This window comes from Lutimaribacter marinistellae (assembly GCF_042648365.1).
In the GTDB taxonomy this organism is placed as follows: domain Bacteria; phylum Pseudomonadota; class Alphaproteobacteria; order Rhodobacterales; family Rhodobacteraceae; genus Lutimaribacter_A; species Lutimaribacter_A marinistellae.
This window is the reverse complement of sequence record NZ_JBHRXI010000017.1, coordinates 159,340-174,625: the sequence shown is the minus strand read 5'-3', so window position 1 is coordinate 174,625 and position 15,286 is coordinate 159,340. Positions and strand designations below refer to the sequence as shown.

At 64.7% G+C, this 15,286-nt stretch carries 16 protein-coding genes; 6 read left to right on the top strand and 10 right to left on the bottom strand.

Translation table 11 applies throughout. The annotated features are described in order from the left end of the window. Window positions 1–4 precede the first annotated feature (4 nt). Both ACFORG_RS17345 and ACFORG_RS17340 read left to right on the top strand, forming a co-directional pair. Entirely contained in the window at window positions 5–619 is a 615-nt protein-coding gene (locus tag ACFORG_RS17345) for an inner membrane-spanning protein YciB (protein WP_386736795.1), read from the top strand. Between the two features lie 170 nt (window positions 620–789). After that, window positions 790–1,458, top strand: coding sequence for a Crp/Fnr family transcriptional regulator (locus tag ACFORG_RS17340; protein WP_386736793.1), 669 nt, complete (start codon window positions 790–792; stop codon window positions 1,456–1,458). 194 nt (window positions 1,459–1,652) lie between these two features. On the opposite strand, the gene ACFORG_RS17335 is transcribed toward ACFORG_RS17340, so the two are convergent. The 9 genes from ACFORG_RS17335 to rpiA all read right to left on the bottom strand — a co-directional run bounded on the left by ACFORG_RS17335 (window position 1,653) and on the right by rpiA (window position 10,566). Next, entirely contained in the window at window positions 1,653–2,672 is a 1,020-nt protein-coding gene (locus ACFORG_RS17335) for a GlxA family transcriptional regulator (protein WP_386736792.1), read from the bottom strand. Between the two features lie 417 nt (window positions 2,673–3,089). Further along, the gene (locus ACFORG_RS17330) at window positions 3,090–4,589 is read right to left on the bottom strand and encodes a Do family serine endopeptidase (protein ID WP_386736791.1); all 1,500 of its coding nucleotides are present in this window, start codon (window positions 4,587–4,589) and stop codon (window positions 3,090–3,092) included. Between the two features lie 149 nt (window positions 4,590–4,738). Further along, the gene (locus tag ACFORG_RS17325) at window positions 4,739–5,503 is read right to left on the bottom strand and encodes a sulfotransferase-like domain-containing protein (RefSeq protein ID WP_386736790.1); all 765 of its coding nucleotides are present in this window, start codon (window positions 5,501–5,503) and stop codon (window positions 4,739–4,741) included. Window positions 5,504–5,516: 13 nt separating this feature from the next. After that, complete coding sequence (locus ACFORG_RS17320; protein ID WP_386736789.1) at window positions 5,517–5,711, bottom strand: DUF2065 domain-containing protein; 195 nt, start codon at window positions 5,709–5,711, stop codon at window positions 5,517–5,519. Beyond that, the gene (gene hflC, locus ACFORG_RS17315; RefSeq protein WP_386736788.1) at window positions 5,711–6,592 is read right to left on the bottom strand and encodes a protease modulator HflC; all 882 of its coding nucleotides are present in this window, start codon (window positions 6,590–6,592) and stop codon (window positions 5,711–5,713) included. Before hflC ends, ACFORG_RS17320 begins: the two co-directional genes overlap by 1 nt. Beyond that, window positions 6,592–7,755, bottom strand: coding sequence for an FtsH protease activity modulator HflK (gene hflK / locus ACFORG_RS17310; protein ID WP_386737043.1), 1,164 nt, complete (start codon window positions 7,753–7,755; stop codon window positions 6,592–6,594). Before hflK ends, hflC begins: the two co-directional genes overlap by 1 nt. An 88-nt stretch (window positions 7,756–7,843) precedes the next feature. Next, window positions 7,844–9,205 (bottom strand): glutathione-disulfide reductase, encoded by a 1,362-nt coding sequence (gene gor / locus ACFORG_RS17305; protein WP_386736787.1) that lies wholly within the window; start codon window positions 9,203–9,205, stop codon window positions 7,844–7,846. A 36-nt stretch (window positions 9,206–9,241) separates the two neighbouring features. After that, window positions 9,242–9,769 (bottom strand): hypothetical protein, encoded by a 528-nt coding sequence (locus ACFORG_RS17300; protein WP_386736786.1) that lies wholly within the window; start codon window positions 9,767–9,769, stop codon window positions 9,242–9,244. A gap of 8 nt (window positions 9,770–9,777) precedes the next feature. Continuing rightward, on the bottom strand, window positions 9,778–10,566 hold the full coding sequence (rpiA, locus tag ACFORG_RS17295) for a ribose-5-phosphate isomerase RpiA (RefSeq protein ID WP_386736785.1): 789 nt from the start codon (window positions 10,564–10,566) through the stop codon (window positions 9,778–9,780). A gap of 131 nt (window positions 10,567–10,697) precedes the next feature. On the opposite strand from rpiA, the gene ACFORG_RS17290 reads away from it, so the two are divergent. The 4 genes from ACFORG_RS17290 to ACFORG_RS17275 all read left to right on the top strand — a co-directional run bounded on the left by ACFORG_RS17290 (window position 10,698) and on the right by ACFORG_RS17275 (window position 14,627). Further along, complete coding sequence (locus tag ACFORG_RS17290) at window positions 10,698–11,474, top strand: methyltransferase domain-containing protein (RefSeq protein WP_386736784.1); 777 nt, start codon at window positions 10,698–10,700, stop codon at window positions 11,472–11,474. A 98-nt stretch (window positions 11,475–11,572) separates the two neighbouring features. Continuing rightward, window positions 11,573–12,286, top strand: coding sequence for a glutathione S-transferase family protein (locus ACFORG_RS17285; protein ID WP_386736783.1), 714 nt, complete (start codon window positions 11,573–11,575; stop codon window positions 12,284–12,286). Beyond that, complete coding sequence (locus ACFORG_RS17280) at window positions 12,286–13,659, top strand: L-serine ammonia-lyase (RefSeq protein ID WP_386736782.1); 1,374 nt, start codon at window positions 12,286–12,288, stop codon at window positions 13,657–13,659. The genes ACFORG_RS17285 and ACFORG_RS17280 overlap by 1 nt, the downstream gene beginning before the upstream one ends. Before the next feature lie 41 nt (window positions 13,660–13,700). Then, window positions 13,701–14,627, top strand: coding sequence for a DMT family transporter (locus ACFORG_RS17275; protein WP_386736781.1), 927 nt, complete (start codon window positions 13,701–13,703; stop codon window positions 14,625–14,627). Here the strand turns inward: ACFORG_RS17275 and ACFORG_RS17270 are convergent. After that, window positions 14,572–15,264, bottom strand: a complete 693-nt coding sequence (locus tag ACFORG_RS17270; RefSeq protein ID WP_386736780.1) for a thiamine diphosphokinase — start codon at window positions 15,262–15,264, stop codon at window positions 14,572–14,574. The genes ACFORG_RS17275 and ACFORG_RS17270 overlap by 56 nt on opposite strands. Between the last annotated feature and the right edge of the window lie 22 nt (window positions 15,265–15,286).

The following is a 15,286-nucleotide window of genomic DNA, read 5'->3' as shown; positions in this document are numbered from 1 at the left end:
ACGCATGACCGACAAGACAAAAACCGCCGGACGCGAGATCAATCCACTGCTCAAGCAGGTGCTCGAACTCGGGCCGCCGCTTGCCTTCTTCTTCATCTACCTGCGCCTACGCGATGACAGCTTCCTTATCGCGGGGACCGAGTATTCAGGTTTCATCGTCGCGACGGTGCTTTTCGTGCCGATCATGCTGGCCGCGATGGGCATACTCTGGATGATGACCGGAAAGCTCAGCCGGATGCAGATCTTCACCGCCTTCATGGTGATCTTCTTCGGCGGCCTCACCGCGTGGTTCAACGACGAGCGGTTCTTCAAGATGAAGACAACGCTGGTCTACGGCTTTTTTGCCGCCATGCTGGGTCTCGGCCTGCTGCAGGGACGATCCTACCTCGCCTATGTCCTGTCGGACGTGCTGCCGATGCGCCACGAGGGCTGGATGATCCTGACCCGCCGTCTGTGCGCGGGGTTCACCGTGCTGGCGCTGGCGAACGAGTTCGTCTGGCGGACGATGTCGACGGACCTTTGGGTCAAGATCGAGACCTTCGGCTTTCCGCTGGCGCTGATGGCGTTCCTGATGCTGCAGTTCAACCTGCTCCAGACCTACATGGAACACGAGGACTGACGGCGGAGGGCGCTCCCGCCCATCGCCGCCGCGCGCGATGCGCGGCACCGCTGGTTGGGCCGGGCGCCGGCCTGAAGGCCGGCGCGGTTGCACAGGCTTGGCAGAACGCGCGCCATATGTGAAACTGTAGCGCGATGATGATGGTTCACCCTTCCGCGGGGCGCCCCGATATGAACAGCTTTCCCGAAACCGGCTTTCTTGCGCAGGCGTCACCCCGGCTCAAATCCATGCTGGCCGCGCAAGCCGAGGAGATACGGCTCGACCGTGGCGACGTTCTGTTCGAACAGGGCGATCCGGGCGACGCGCTTTACGTGGTGCTCGAAGGGCGCCTGGAATGCTCATTCCTGTCTTTCAGCGGGCGCAAGCTGTCGCTCGACCTGATGGGACCCGGCGCTATTTTCGGCGAAATCGCTCTGTTTGATCCGGGCCCGCGAACTGCAACCATCACCGCGGCCGAACCGTCCCGCATCCTGCGCGTCCGCAGCGCCGATGTGATGGGCGAGATCCGCCGCGACCCGGAACTTGCCACCGACATGATCCGACTGGCAGGCCAGCGGATGCGATGGATGGGCGCACAGATCAACGAACAGGTCTTTCTGCCCGTCTCGACGCGTCTTGCCCGCAAGCTCATCCATCTTGCCGCTGTCGGCGGTACGGCCGCCGGCCGCATCGGAATGTCGCAAAGCGAATTGGCCGAATATGTCGGCGCCACGCGCGAAGCGGTCTCCAAGACGATCTCGGCCTGGAAACGCGAAGGCGTGATCGAGGCGTCGCGCGGCGGGATCAAGATCTGCGACCGCGAGGCGCTGGAACTCCTCGCCGATACCGACCAGATCTAAAAAATCCGTGGCCCTGTGACATGGTTCACAGACCGCCGCCCCGCAACATGCAATCTTGACCGAGGTAGTCCCGGGAATTCGGTAAAGAGCATCCCCATACTCTCTCCCGACCGAATCCTTACCAGTGAAAGCCATGCGCTCCCCACGCATGGCTTTCTGCTGTTTGGTTTCTGGTCTTCCTTTACACCCGCGCCTCAGCGGTACCGGGCGAAACGGGCCTTGCCGAACATGCGCCGGTGATCCGCCGGAGTCAGGCCTGTCCTGCGCTTGAACAGCTTGCGGAACGAGCCCGTGTCGGAATACCCGACCGCCTCGCCGATCTCGGCCACGGGTGTATCCGTCGTCTCGAGCATCTGTTTCGCCTCTTCAAGCCGCAGCGCCTGCACATAGCCCATGGGGCTGAGACCGGTCGCCACACGAAAGCGGCGGGCAAAGCTGGTCGATGGCAGGCCCGACACAGCCGCCATCTCGGCCACAGGCTGGGCGCAGGCATAATTGTCGCCCAGCCAGGCCTGCGCGGCGGCAATCGCGCGGTCGGCATGCGGACTGGTCTGTATCAGAGTGGAAAACGGCGCCTGCAACTCGCCCCGATCCGCCATCAGCCAGACCTTGGCCGTCTTGGCCGCCCGCTGCGCGCCGCCGTAATTGGTGATCAGAAACAACGCCAGTTCCTGCCAGCCGGTCGTACCGCCCGAGGTCACGACGCCCCGATCGGCTTGGTCAAAGCAGATCCCACGGTCCAGACGCAGGCGCACCTTGGGGTAGAACCGGCGAAACAGATCGCCAAAGGCCCAGTGCGTCGTCGCATCGACCCGGTCCAGCAGGCCAATTTCGGCCAGGTAGATCGCGCCGGTACAGGCCGAGACTACGCGCGCGCCCCGCCGGGCCTGCCCGGTCAGCCAATCCAGCGCCGGATGATCGGACCTGTTCAGGCGCGCGGACGGCGACAGGGTCAATCCGGGCACCACGACGATCTGTGCATCATCCGCGCAGTCAAAGATGGTGTCGGGCAAGATGCGCAATCCGTTTCCACAAGCGAACATGTCCTTGGTCGGACCGACAAGCCGCACGTCGAACACGGGCTGCGCCACCTCGCCGCTGACCAGCACCTCCCAGTCGCGCCCGGCTGCAACCAGCGTGTCGTAGAGCCCGAACAGGCTCGACGCGCTGGCGTCGGGCGTGGCCAGCAGATCTATCCTTGCAGGGGCTTTCATCGTCACTGCACCTGATCGCAACCGCATCGTCGGACAGTCTCCCCCGGCAACCGGCAGCGATCAAGCACTGCGGCGGAGGATCTGCCCCTGTTCCGGTCGAAACGCCCCTCACCCCTCCTTTCCACTACCGGCGATGCTGAACCAGCCAGACCGGAGGAACACTCATGATACAGCGATGGGCAAGACACTTTGAACGTTTCAAACCACCCGCACGCGTCGACAAAAACAACACTGACGCAGCCGCCTTGCACCATCGGCGACAAAGCGATGCCTGCCTTGGCGGAATGTGGGACACGATGTCGGCAGACCCGATTTACAAGCAGTTCTGACCCCGGATCATCCAGACGAAAAAAAACGCCCCCGGGGGATTTCCGCGGGGACGTTAACTTGGTCCGGCTCTCAAACCGGTGCCGGGACTTAGTCGCCTTGGCCGAGGCTTAGCGCCACAAAACGCGGCTCACCACCACGGCGGACAAGCAGCAGCAGCGACTTGCGCCCGGCATCGCGCGCTTCTTCGATCCGGGTGTCCAGTTCGGACAGGCTCGCAACCTTTTGCTGGCCTGCCTCGGTGATAAGGTCACCGGCACGCAGCCCCTTTTCATAGGCTTCCGAAGTCTCGTCGACCTCGGAAATCAGAAGGCCGGTCGCGTTAGCATCGAGACCCATGTCGCTGCGCAGCTGATCCGTCAGCGGCGTCACCGTCAGGCCAAGCAATTCGCGCTCGGACGGCTCGGTCACGTCGCCTTCCTCTTCGCTCATCGTTTCGCCGGCCTCGGCGCGCTCGGCATCCTCGCGGCGGCCCAGGGTCACACGGATTGTCTTGGTCGCGCCATCACGCAGCACCACCACGCGAACGGTCTTGCCCACGGTCGTCTCACCCACCTGACGGACGAGGCCGCGCGTATCCTCGACCTCGACCCCGTCGAAGCTGGTGATCACGTCGCCCGCCAACAGTCCAGCCTCCTTGGCCGGGCCGTCGGGCACCTCGGAAATCAACGCGCCGCCCGCCTGCGGCAGGCCCATCGCCTCGGCCATGTCGTCGGTCACGTCCTGAATGCGCACACCCAGCCAGCCGCGCCGGGTTTCGCCGAATTCCCGCAACTGGTCGACCACCTTGGTCACGACGTTCGACGCCATGGAAAAGCCGATGCCGATCGAGCCGCCGGTGGGGCTCAGGATGGCGGTGTTCACGCCGATCACCTGGCCATCCATGTTGAACAGCGGCCCGCCCGAGTTGCCCCGGTTGATCGCGGCGTCGGTCTGGATGTAATCGTCATACGACCCAGAAAGCGCACGGTTACGCGCTGAAACGATCCCTGCACTGACCGAGAACCCCTGCCCCAGCGGGTTGCCCATCGCGATGACCCAATCGCCCACGCGGGCCGTGTCGCTGTCACCGAAGCTGACGAAGGGCAGCGCGACGTCGGCCTCGACCTTCAGCAACGCGATGTCCGTCTTGTCATCGGTGCCGACGACCTCGGCCTTCAACTCACGCGGCGCGCCGTCACCGGGAAAGAACTCGATCGTGATCTCGTCAGCGCCCTGAATGACGTGGTTGTTGGTTACGATGAACCCGTCCTCTGAAATCACGAACCCCGATCCCAACGCCGAAGACCGGCGCGGGCGGTTCCCCTCGCCATTACGGTCCTGGAATTCGCGGAAAAAGTCCTCGAAGGGCGACCCCTCCGGCACAATCCCCTCCGGCCCCGTACGCCCTTCGACCAGGGTCGAAGTGGTGATGTTGACCACCGAGGGGCTGATCTTGTCGACCAGCGGGGCCAGGCTTTCGGGCCGCGCCTGTGCGGTCAATACCTGGGCCAGAACAAAGAGCGCCGACAGCACGGCAAGGGCAAGGACCCGAGCGGTGAAAAGCGATCTGTTCCGGGAAAGGGCTATAACGCGTGCCTTTGATTGCACCTTGGCTCTCCTTGTCGCAATACCGGTCCGCCGTCGGCGGAACGTCGTGTTTTCGCCCTGAGTCGAGCAGACCGGGCGGGTTTGCCTCCAATGTAGTCGCTTTGCCGTGACCCGCAACACATCGATCACGAGGATATGTGCACCCGGCATTATCCCGACGGTGTCAGCGCGATTGCGCTCAGCGCCCGCCATGCGGACTCATGCGGCGGCAACAGGTCACGCAGGCGCGAGTCCTCGGCGGCAGCGGCATCGAACGCCTCGCTCTCCCGCCGCTCGGCGTCGGGGTCCGGCGGACGGATACCGGTCGAGCCCATCACCGCGCCGTGCCAGTCCTGGACCTGGGCCCAGTCGCCAGGTGCCTCGGAGCGCTGCCATTCGAACGCGCGCGCGGAAAACGGCAGACCGACGGCGGACCACAGCGCCTGCATCATCCCCTCGGGATCGGCGCGCAAATCCTCTGCGCGCAGAACGGTCACTGGCCGCCCCAACGCGCGCAACCCTTCGACATGGCGCAACTGGGCGGCGAGCCCGATCTCCTCCACCGTCAGATCGGGATCGAGCTTGCGATAGGACAGGATCGCGGCGCGCGGACGGCGGATCAGGAACATGTTCTGCAGCCGGTCGAGAAAATCTGCGTCTCCAAGGATGCGCGGCATGACGTAATAACTCATGTCCTTGAAGAAAACCGGCCCCGCCTCGGCCCGGGACAGGATCATGTCGCGGATCGCCTCATAGTCTTTCGGGTGGTCCGGCTGCACCTCGAAACCGGGCAGATCGCGCAGTTTTCGATGCACGTAATAGTCGTACATGAACGGTTCGTGCAGACAGTCGAGATCGCCACGCTCACGCATGATCCGCTCGGTCGCGGTCGACATCGACCGGGGATGCGCCCAGAGGGCATAGATCGGGTGCATTGCGGCCTCCGCCTCAGACTCCCAGGTGATACGCAAGCCAGACAAGGATCAGACCGCTCACCGCAGATAGCAGCCCGACCTGCCTCCGGGCCGCTTCCGGCAGGGCGCGCAACATCTCGAGCATCCGCTCGATAAGCGAAGGGGCCAGCGCATAGGCCAGCCCCTCGACGATCAGCACCAGCCCGAAGGCCAGAAGGATGATACCCATTACTGCGACCGGCCAGTCGGCGACTTCAGGTAGTCAAAGAACTCCGAATCCGGCGTCAGAACCATCGAGCTGTTGCCGCCTCTGAGCGCCCGGTCATAGGCCGAGAGCGAGCGGTAGAACTCGAAGAACTCCGAATCACGGCCATAGGCCTCGGCAAAGATCGCGTTGCGCTCGGCATCGGCCTCACCTCGGATGATCTCTGCCTCGCGGTTGGCCTCGGACACCAGTTCGACCACTGTCCTGTCGGCCTGCGCGCGCACGCGCTGCGCGGCCTCGTTGCCTCGGGCGCGTTCGTCCGTCGCCTCGCGTTCCCGCTCGGCGCGCATCCGCTCGAAGGTCGCGGCAAGGTTCTGATCCGGCAGCGCGGTCTGTTTGAGGCGCACGTCGATGATCTCAAGGCCCAGCGGCTCTGCCCGTTGCTGCGTCTCCTGCGTGATACGCTCCATCAGCAGCGAACGGTCCGGCGACAGGATCGTGTTCGATGTCACGCCATCGGCACCCAGCACTGCGCGAACCTGCGAGTTGAGGATGCCCTCAAGGCGGTCTTCGGCCTGCCGCACGCCACCAACGCCCACGGCCTGACGGAACTGGACCACGTCGGCAATTCGATAGCGGGCAAAGGCGTCGACGACAAGGCGCCGGTCATCCGACGGCGTCACCTCGGTCGGCTGTGTGTCCAGAGACAGGATCCGGTCGTCATAGCGCACGACATCCTGAATCAGCGGGATCTTGAAGCCCAGGCCCGGGTCTTCCTTGACCCGCACGATCTGACCGAACTGAAGCACCAGCGCCTTTTCGCGCTCGTCCACGATAAATATCGACGACAGCCCCGCCACGATTGCGACGACCAGAACGGGGAGGAGAAAGGTTGTTTTCCGCATCAGTTCGACTCCTCGTTGGTGCCGCGGCGCAGTTCGTTGAGCGGCAGGTAGGGCACGACACCCGACCCGTTGCCACCACCGGCCACGTTGTTGTCCAGGATCACCTTGTCCAGATCGCCCAGCACCTGCTCCATCGTCTCAAGGTACAGACGCTTGCGTGTCACGTCCGGCGCCTTGGCATACTCTTCCAGAACCGCGCTGAAACGGCTTGCCTCACCGGTTGCCTCGTTGACCACGCGGGCGCGATAGCCCTCGGCCTCTTCTAGAAGCTGCGCCGCCTCACCGCGGGCCTCGGCCAGTACCCGGTTGGCATAAGCATCGGCCTGCCGTTCCAGCCGGTCACGTTCCTGCTCGGCCGCCTGAACGTCACGGAACGCGTCGATCACCTCGCCCGGCGGGTCCGCCTTGTCGAGGTTGACGCGCACGATGTTCACGCCGCTGTCATAGTTGTCGAGTGTCGTCTGGATCAGTTCCTGCACCGTGTCCGCGATCAACGCACGGTCACGGTTCAGGATCGGCGCCAGCTGGCTTTGCGCGATGACTTCGCGCATCGCCGATTCCGACACCGCCCGGATCGTGTCCTGAGGCTCCGCCAGGTTGAACAGGAATTGGGCCGGGTCGCTGATGTTCCAGACGACCTGGAAATCGATATCGACGATGTTCTCGTCAGTGGTCAGCATCAGGCCTGCATCGCTGCCGCGCCCGCCGGTGCCGATATCCTCGGTCCGTTCGCCGGTCACCTGCACCACCTCGGCCGTGACGACCGGCCAGGGCGCAAAGTTCAGACCCGGATTCCCGATCGACGAGAAATCGCCCAGGAACAGTTCGACGGATTGTTCTTCCGGTTTCACGGTGTAAAAGCTCGCCGCGCCCCAAAGGCCCAGCGCCACGAGGATGCCCAACGTAACAGTACCCTTGGTAAAGATCGGGCCGCCGCCGCCACCGCTACCACCGCTGCGCTTGGGGTCGCGCGGATCGCCGCGACCGCCCATCAGCACACGCAGCTGCTCTTGGCCGCGCTTCACCAGATCGTCGATTTCGGGAATTTGCGAGCCGCCATTGTTCTCGGGAGGGCGCTGCGGCCCCTGTCCATTGCCCCGGTTTCCTCCGCCGCCGCCGGAGGAGCCACCGCCCCCCCAGGGGCCACCGCTGTTGCCCGCCATGTTCAGTATCTTCCTCATGATTTCCTGCGTGATCACACGTCCCCTCATAACCTGTATGCGCGGCGGTGCAAATCAAGCCTCTCGCACGTTACAGGCTGCGGACCGGTTGCCGCATGGTGACCAGTTCCTCGGACATCGTCGGATGCACCGCGACGGTCCGGTCGAAATCTTCTTTCGTGGCCCCCATCTTTACCGCGATACCGGCCAGCTGGATCATTTCGCCAGCGCCCGGCGCCACGATGTGACAGCCCAGCACCTTGCGCGTCGCCTTGGACACGATGAGCTTCATCAGCACCCGCTGCGACCGGCCGGCAAAGGCCTGCTGCATCGGCTTGAACGAGGTTGCATAGACCTCGATCTCTTCCTGCTCGGCGGCCTCTTCTTCGCTCAGACCGACGGTACCCATCTCGGGCTGGGTAAAGATCGCCGTCGGGATCAGCGCATGATCGACCGGTGTCGGGTTGCCCCGGAAGACCGTTTCGACAAAGGCCATCCCCTCGCGGATCGCCACTGGCGTCAGGTTCACACGGTCGGTCACATCCCCGATGGCATAGATCGACGGCACTGCTGTCTGGCTGTACTCGTCCACCTTGACCTCGCCGTTGCGGCCCAGTTCGATGCCGAGCGTTTCCAGCCCCAGCCCATCGGTGTTCGGGCGGCGGCCCGTGGCGAACATCACCTTGTCGTAGACGCCCTCGTCGCCATTGGTGGCCTTGACCCAGATGCGTCCGTCATCCTCCTTGCGCATCTCCAGCACGTTGGTGCCCAGGTGCAGATCGACGCCGTTCTGGCACATTTCCTCGCTGACCAGTCCGCGCGCCTCTTCATCGAAGCCGCGCAGGATCTGCGCACCGCGATAGAACTGCGCCACCTCGACGCCAAGCCCGTTCATGATGCAAGCGAACTCGCAGGCGATATAGCCGCCGCCAACGATCAGCATCTTGCGCGGCAGCTCTTCAAGGTGAAACACCTCGTTCGAGCTGATCGCAAGCTCCGAGCCCGGGAACTGCGCCTGCGCCGGACGCCCGCCCGTGGCCACGAGGATATGCTTGGCCGTCTTGCGTGTGCCGTCGGCCAGCTCCACGGTATGCGGATCGACCACCACAGCGCGGCTGTCAAAGGTCTCGACCCCGTTATTCTTGAGAATGCCGCGATAGATGTTCTCGAGCCGGTCCAATTCCGCGTGCAGGCGGTCGCGGAAGGCATGCCAGTCGAACTTGCCCGGCTGAATATCCCAGCCATAGCTTTGCGCGTCCTCGACCATGCTGGAATACTCGCTGGCAAACACCATCAGCTTTTTCGGAACGCAACCGCGGATCACACAGGTCCCGCCATAGCGGTCCTCTTCGGCCAGTGCGACTTTCGCGCCCGCCTCGCCCGCCGCGACCCGCGCCGCGCGCACCCCGCCCGAGCCGCCGCCGATGACAAAAAGGTCGTAATCGAAATCCATGTCCCGCCTCGCTTGCTGTTCTGCCGCGGGTGTACCTTACACGTCGCTGCTGTCCAGACCGTTCCTGCGCGCAAGCTGCACCTGCCACGGTTCGTCCAGATCCGGCCAGTGCCGCCGCAGCGCCTCGATGAGCGCCTGACCTACGCCCGGATCGAAAGAATTCAATGGCAGGCCGTAACTAATGCGCCCGCGCCGCGGGTGATCGACGTTCACGAAAGCGCCATCGGGCGGATGTCCCGGATGCCACGGCAATTCGAAACTACGGACCCGGTCCCAGGAAAAAACCTGCAAGCTTTCATCCGGCAAGCGCAGCCCCAACCCCGCGTCCCCGACAGTGACCAGCAGGCGGCCCGGGTGGCGCAGGCGTCGGAGCTCGAGATACACCGGAGTGCAGACTAGAGCCATGATCACGGTGTTCAAAACCGTAATCACCAAAGACTCCCCGAGTGCCTCTGTCACCTTAGAGTACAGGAAATACAGTGTAACCGGCACGACAAACATCATGACAAGAAGCCTGCGCCGATGCTGCTGCTTCCCCTCGCGAAACTCCTGCCGATCTGCCATTCCCCGCGTCAGTCGGCCAGATCCGTGAACAGGTTGTCGCTTTCGACGAAATCCAGACGGTCCTGCTCGATCGTGCCCTCGTTGATGTCGCGCAGCTCGACCCGGCCGTCGCCGTAACCGATCACTACCGTGTCGCAGATGTCGATGAACAGCCCGTTCTCGACCACGCCCGGCATCTGGTTCAGCACCAGCGCCAGCTGGCGCGGGTTGCCGATCCGTTGCAGATGCAGGTCAAGGATGTGGTTCCCCTCATCCGTCATGAACGGCGCATCCCCGTTCATCCGCAGCGTCGCGTTGCGGCCCAGCACATCCATCGAGATCAGCGTCTCTTCGATCAGCGCCTGAGTGGTCTGCCAGCCAAACGGGATCACCTCCACCGGAAGCGGGAACGCTCCCAGCGTCTCGACCTCCTTGCCCACGTCGGCAATCACGACCATCTGGTCCGAGGCTGTCGCCACGATCTTTTCCTGCAACAGCGCACCGCCGCCGCCCTTGATCAGGTTCAGGTCGCCGTCGAACTCGTCGGCGCCATCGATGGTGATGTCCAGCCATTTCGCCTCGTCGAGCGAAATCACCTCGATCCCCACCTCGCGGGCCAGCTCCGCGGTGCGGGTCGAGGTCGGCACCCCGCGGAACTTCAGCCCCTCCTCGCGCACCATCTCGCCCAGGCACCGCACCAGCCAGGCGGCGGTGGATCCCGTGCCCAGCCCCACGCGCATCCCGTCCTCGACGAAATCGGCCGCGCGTTTGGCGGCGACGAACTTGGCCTTGTCGATCGGCGACAATTCTCCGGTCATGGCAGCACTCCAATGCAGATCCCGCGCCCTTATAGGGGGAATGTCGCCCCCGCGCGAGGGGGCCGGTGCAGATTCCCGGAATCCGCCCCGATATGCTATCGTGGTCGGACCAAACCCCAACGAGAGGCATCATGCTGCAATTCGACGAGGCAACGACCCGCATCCTCGAAGACGCCTATCACGGGGCGGACGTGACCGCGCGGCGGCGCGCCAGTTTCGACGCGCTCGCCCCCAAAAATGGCGATCACATCCTCGACCTTGGCTGCGGCAACGGCCTGATGACACTGGAGTTGTCGCGCGCGGTCGGGCCGGCCGGCCATGTCACCGGGCTCGACCCCAGCGCGGACATGTGCAGCGCGGCGCGGTCGCGGTGCCAGGACCGCGAAAACGTCACCCTGACCGAGGGCCATGCCGACGCCATCCCTGCCAGCGACCAAAGCTTTGACAAGGCGGTGTCGGTGCAGGTCTTCGAGTATATCGCGCCGCGCGAACCCTCGCTGGCCGAGTTGCACCGGACCCTGCGGTCGGGCGGGCGTCTTGTCATCGCCGACATGCATTTCGACACCTTCGCGTGGCATAGCGACAGCCCGACCCGCATGCGCCGCATGATGGACATATGGGAGGGGCACGTCGCCGAACCGCGCATTCCCGCGCTGCTGCCTGCCGAACTGGCCGATGCCGGTTTCGTGGTCGAGGATCTTGTCCCCCATTGCATGACCGCCCACCACCTTGCCCCTGACGGTATGCCGATGATGCTGATCCGCCTGATGCACGCCTATGCCGTGTCGAACGACGAAATGGCGAGGGACGAGGCCGACGGCTGGGCCGATGAACAAACCCGGCTCGACCGCGACGGGCGTTTCTTTTTCAGCCTGACCCACTACGTCTGCGTTGCGCGCAGACCCTGAAGACCCGGCCGGACGCGGGCGACAAACAGGCGGGTTTCCGGTAGGAAAAGTCGTATTCCGCCCAACCCCTTCGCCGGATTCGCACTAAGCCTCTGCGCATGACCGATATGCTTCGCCTCCACTACGCGCCCGACAACGCCTCGCTCATCATCCGCCTCGCGCTGGAGGAGATGGGCGTGCCCTACAAGGCGGTGCTGGTCGACCGTGCCGCCCGCGCACAGGATACACCTGCCTATCGCGCGCTGAACCCCGCCGGGCTGATCCCGGTTCTAGAAACCCCACATGGCCCGGTTTTCGAAACCGGTGCCATCCTGCTGTGGCTGGCCGACCGCCGCGCCGCGGCCCGCATACCGATGGCCCCCGCCCCGGATGCAACTGACCGCGGCGATTTCCTCAAGTGGCTGTTCTTTACCGCCAACACTGTCCATACCGAGATGCGCCTCCTCTTCTATCCCGAGAAATACGCCCCCGGCCTCGATGCCGAGGCATTGCGCGACGGCATCCGCACGCGGCTGCGCGGCCATCTCGGCCTGCTCGACATGGCGGCCAAGGCGAACCCCGCGTGGCTTTCGCCCGACCGCCCCTCGGTGTTGACCTGCTACCTGGCCTGCCTGTTGCGCTGGATGGCACTCTATCCGCGCGGCACCGACCTCAGCTGGTTCTCGCTCTCCGACACGCCATGGCTGCATCGCGTGGCCTCCGCGATGGAAACGCGGCCCTCGGCCCGTGCCGCCATCGCTGCCGAAGGGCTCGGCGCCACGCCATTCACCGCACCGACCTACGCAACCCCGCCCGAAGGCTCCGCCACCTGATGTTCCTCTCCGTTTTCGACATGTTCAAAGTGGGCATCGGCCCCTCCTCCTCCCACACGATGGGGCCGATGGTGGCCGCGGGCCGCTTCCTCGACCTCATGCGCACCTCACCTTTCGATTTTGCCGGGTTGCGCGCCTCGCTGCATGGCTCGCTTGCCTTCACGGGCGTTGGTCACGCAACCGACCGCGCCACCATTCTCGGCCTCGCGGGCTTCGCCCCGCAGGATTACGATGCGGAAAAGGCCGAGACGACCCTCGCGCAGATCGCGAACACGCATACTGTCCACCCTGATGGCCTGCCTCCCCTGCAATTCGACCCCAATGGCGATCTGGTTTTCGACTACGACCGCCCTCTTCCGGGCCATGCCAACGGCATGACCCTGATGGCCACCGATGCGCAGGGCGATGTCATCCTGCGTCAGGTTTACTATTCGGTCGGCGGCGGCTTTGTCCTGACCGAGGAGGAGTTGGCGCAGGGCAAGGACACGGACGAAGGCGATCCCGTCCCCTTCCCGTTCAAGTCCGCCGCCGAGATGCTCGAGATGGCGGCCCGCAGCGGCAAGACCATCGCCGAGATGAAACGCGCCAACGAGATTTCGCGCGGATGCCCCGAAAGCCTGGCCAAGGGAACGGCCCGGCTCTGGCAGGTGATGAACGACTGCATCGAGCGTGGCCTAGCCACTGACGGCATCCTGCCCGGCGGGCTCAAGGTGCGGCGGCGCGCCAAGAAGATCCACGATGCCCTTCAGGCCGAACGCGGGATGAACCTGCAGGCCCCGCACACGATCAACGACTGGATGAGCGTCTACGCCATGGCGGTGAACGAGGAGAACGCCGCCGGCGGCCAGGTCGTCACCGCCCCCACCAACGGTGCCGCCGGCGTGCTTCCCGCCGTGCTGCGCTATTACCTCGACCACGTTCCGGGCGCTTCCGAGAAACGGATCGAGGAGTTCCTGCTGACTGCCGCCGCCATCGGCGGGCTGGTGAAATTCAACGCCTCCATCTCTGGGGCCGAGGCCGGTTGCCAGGCCGAGGTCGGCAGCGCCAGCGCAATGGCGGCCGCCGGCCTCTGCGCTGTGATGGGCGGCACGCCCGAGCAGATCGAGAACGCCGCCGAGATCGCGCTGGAGCATCACCTCGGCATGACCTGCGACCCGGTCAAGGGGCTGGTGCAGGTGCCCTGCATCGAACGCAATGGGCTGGGTGCGATCAAGGCGGTCAGCGCGGCCTCGCTCGCGCTGCGTGGGGACGGCCAGCATTTCGTGCCGCTGGATGCCGCGATCGAGACGATGCGACAAACCGGGGCCGACATGCACGAGAAATACAAAGAGACCTCACTGGGTGGTCTGGCGGTCAACGTGCCAAACTGCTGATCGCGCTTTCCTTTCCACTGCACCGCCCCTAACGTCGCGCCATGCGCGCTAACACCACCCAGGACAAACCCGTTCTCGGCATCCTTCTGATGCTGGGCTTCTGCATGCTTGCCCCCATGGGCGACGCCATCGCCAAGCTGCTGGGAGAGGTCATGCCGACCGGCCAGCTGCTGCTCGTGCGATTTGCCGTGCAGGCCGCTGTGCTGGTGCCCCTGGTGATCGCGACGCGCAGGCCGTGGCAAATCCGCGGCCGCCTGTTGCGCCTGACGGCGATCCGCACGGGGCTGCACATCATCGGTATCGGCGCGATGTTCACCGCGCTTCGCTACCTGCCCTTGGCCGATGCCATCGCGATTGCCTTCGTCATGCCCTTCATCATGCTGCTGCTCGGCAAATACGTCCTCGGCGAAGAGGTCGGCTATCGCCGCCTCGCAGCCTGCGTCGTCGGCTTCATCGGCACCTTGCTGGTGATTCAGCCCAGCTTTGCCGAGGTCGGACTGCCCGCGCTCTGGCCGCTGGTCGTCGCGGTCGTCTTTGCCCTCTTCATGCTGGTCACGCGACAACTGGCCAAGGATACCGACCCGGTTGCGCTTCAGGCCGTGTCGGGCGTGATGGCCACGGTGTTCCTGCTGCCACTCCTGCTGATCGGCGATGCGGTCGGCATCCCCGACCTGGCTTTTGCCCTGCCCGACCCCGCGCTGATCTGGCTGCTTCTGGCCATCGGCCTGCTGGGAACCCTTGCCCACCTGCTGATGACATGGTCGCTGCGCTACGCACCTTCGGCCACGCTTGCCCCCATGCAATACCTCGAGATTCCCTTTGCCACGGTCATCGGCTGGCTCGTGTTCCGCGACCTGCCCAACGGGATGGCGGCCCTCGGCATCTGCATCACCGTGACCTCGGGCCTCTACATCATCCTGCGCGAGCGGGCCACCGCGCGTGCCCTGGCACGAGGAACGCCCGCGTGACCGACGCCAGCGCCCGGCGCGGCACCATTACCAGCAACCCCGGCGCATCCACCTCCAGCCGTAGCGGCCCACGCGCCCGGTTCGAGGTGCCGATCCGGCCATGCGGCTCCATCACGAGCCCCTCGATCGGCCATTCCAGCCCCTCGGACCGCCCCGTGACCCGCGCCAACGGAAACAGCGACACGACATCCTCCGGTCCGAGGTCCAGCGCGATCTCGGGCGGCGCATGGAACACGACCTCATGCGCCCCGATCAGAACGCAGGGCCGTTCGGCCCGGCGCACCAGCGTGTTCATCACCGCCAGCTGGTGATCCAGCCGCGCGCCAAGAAACCCCACCCCCAGGCAAAGCGGTGCCGCCACATGGCGCAACACCTTGTCAAAATCCGTGCTGTCCTGTTCCGAAATCTCGTGCAGCCGTGCTTGCGGGATCTGCGCGCGCGCATCGGCCGACAGGCTGTCAAAATCCCCGATCACCGCATGCGGCACATGCCCCGCCGCCAGCGCGGCCTGTGCGCCGCTGTCTGCGGCAACAAGCGTTGCGGCGTGGCTCAAGGCCAGTGCAAGGTCGTCATGGGCCAGTTCGCCCCCTCCGACCAAGGTGACTGGCGACGAACTGTGAACAATCGGGGGCTTCATGCGCCGATTACACCCTGTCCGG

Excerpts from the sequence above, each read along its gene's own strand:
- ACFORG_RS17345 (WP_386736795.1), top strand. The coding sequence starts at position 5 with ATGACCGACAAGACAAAAACCGCCGGACGCGAGATCAATCCACTGCTC.
- ACFORG_RS17340 (WP_386736793.1), top strand. The coding sequence starts at position 790 with ATGAACAGCTTTCCCGAAACCGGCTTTCTTGCGCAGGCGTCACCCCGG.
- ACFORG_RS17335 (WP_386736792.1), bottom strand. The coding sequence starts at position 2,672 with ATGAAAGCCCCTGCAAGGATAGATCTGCTGGCCACGCCCGACGCCAGC.
- ACFORG_RS17325 (WP_386736790.1), bottom strand. The coding sequence starts at position 5,503 with ATGCACCCGATCTATGCCCTCTGGGCGCATCCCCGGTCGATGTCGACC.
- ACFORG_RS17320 (WP_386736789.1), bottom strand. The coding sequence starts at position 5,711 with ATGGGTATCATCCTTCTGGCCTTCGGGCTGGTGCTGATCGTCGAGGGG.
- hflC (WP_386736788.1), bottom strand. The coding sequence starts at position 6,592 with ATGCGGAAAACAACCTTTCTCCTCCCCGTTCTGGTCGTCGCAATCGTG.
- hflK (WP_386737043.1), bottom strand. The coding sequence starts at position 7,755 with ATGGCGGGCAACAGCGGTGGCCCCTGGGGGGGCGGTGGCTCCTCCGGC.
- gor (WP_386736787.1), bottom strand. The coding sequence starts at position 9,205 with ATGGATTTCGATTACGACCTTTTTGTCATCGGCGGCGGCTCGGGCGGG.
- ACFORG_RS17300 (WP_386736786.1), bottom strand. The coding sequence starts at position 9,769 with ATGGCAGATCGGCAGGAGTTTCGCGAGGGGAAGCAGCAGCATCGGCGC.
- rpiA (WP_386736785.1), bottom strand. The coding sequence starts at position 10,566 with ATGACCGGAGAATTGTCGCCGATCGACAAGGCCAAGTTCGTCGCCGCC.
- ACFORG_RS17290 (WP_386736784.1), top strand. The coding sequence starts at position 10,698 with ATGCTGCAATTCGACGAGGCAACGACCCGCATCCTCGAAGACGCCTAT.
- ACFORG_RS17285 (WP_386736783.1), top strand. The coding sequence starts at position 11,573 with ATGACCGATATGCTTCGCCTCCACTACGCGCCCGACAACGCCTCGCTC.
- ACFORG_RS17280 (WP_386736782.1), top strand. The coding sequence starts at position 12,286 with ATGTTCCTCTCCGTTTTCGACATGTTCAAAGTGGGCATCGGCCCCTCC.
- ACFORG_RS17275 (WP_386736781.1), top strand. The coding sequence starts at position 13,701 with ATGCGCGCTAACACCACCCAGGACAAACCCGTTCTCGGCATCCTTCTG.
- ACFORG_RS17270 (WP_386736780.1), bottom strand. The coding sequence starts at position 15,264 with ATGAAGCCCCCGATTGTTCACAGTTCGTCGCCAGTCACCTTGGTCGGA.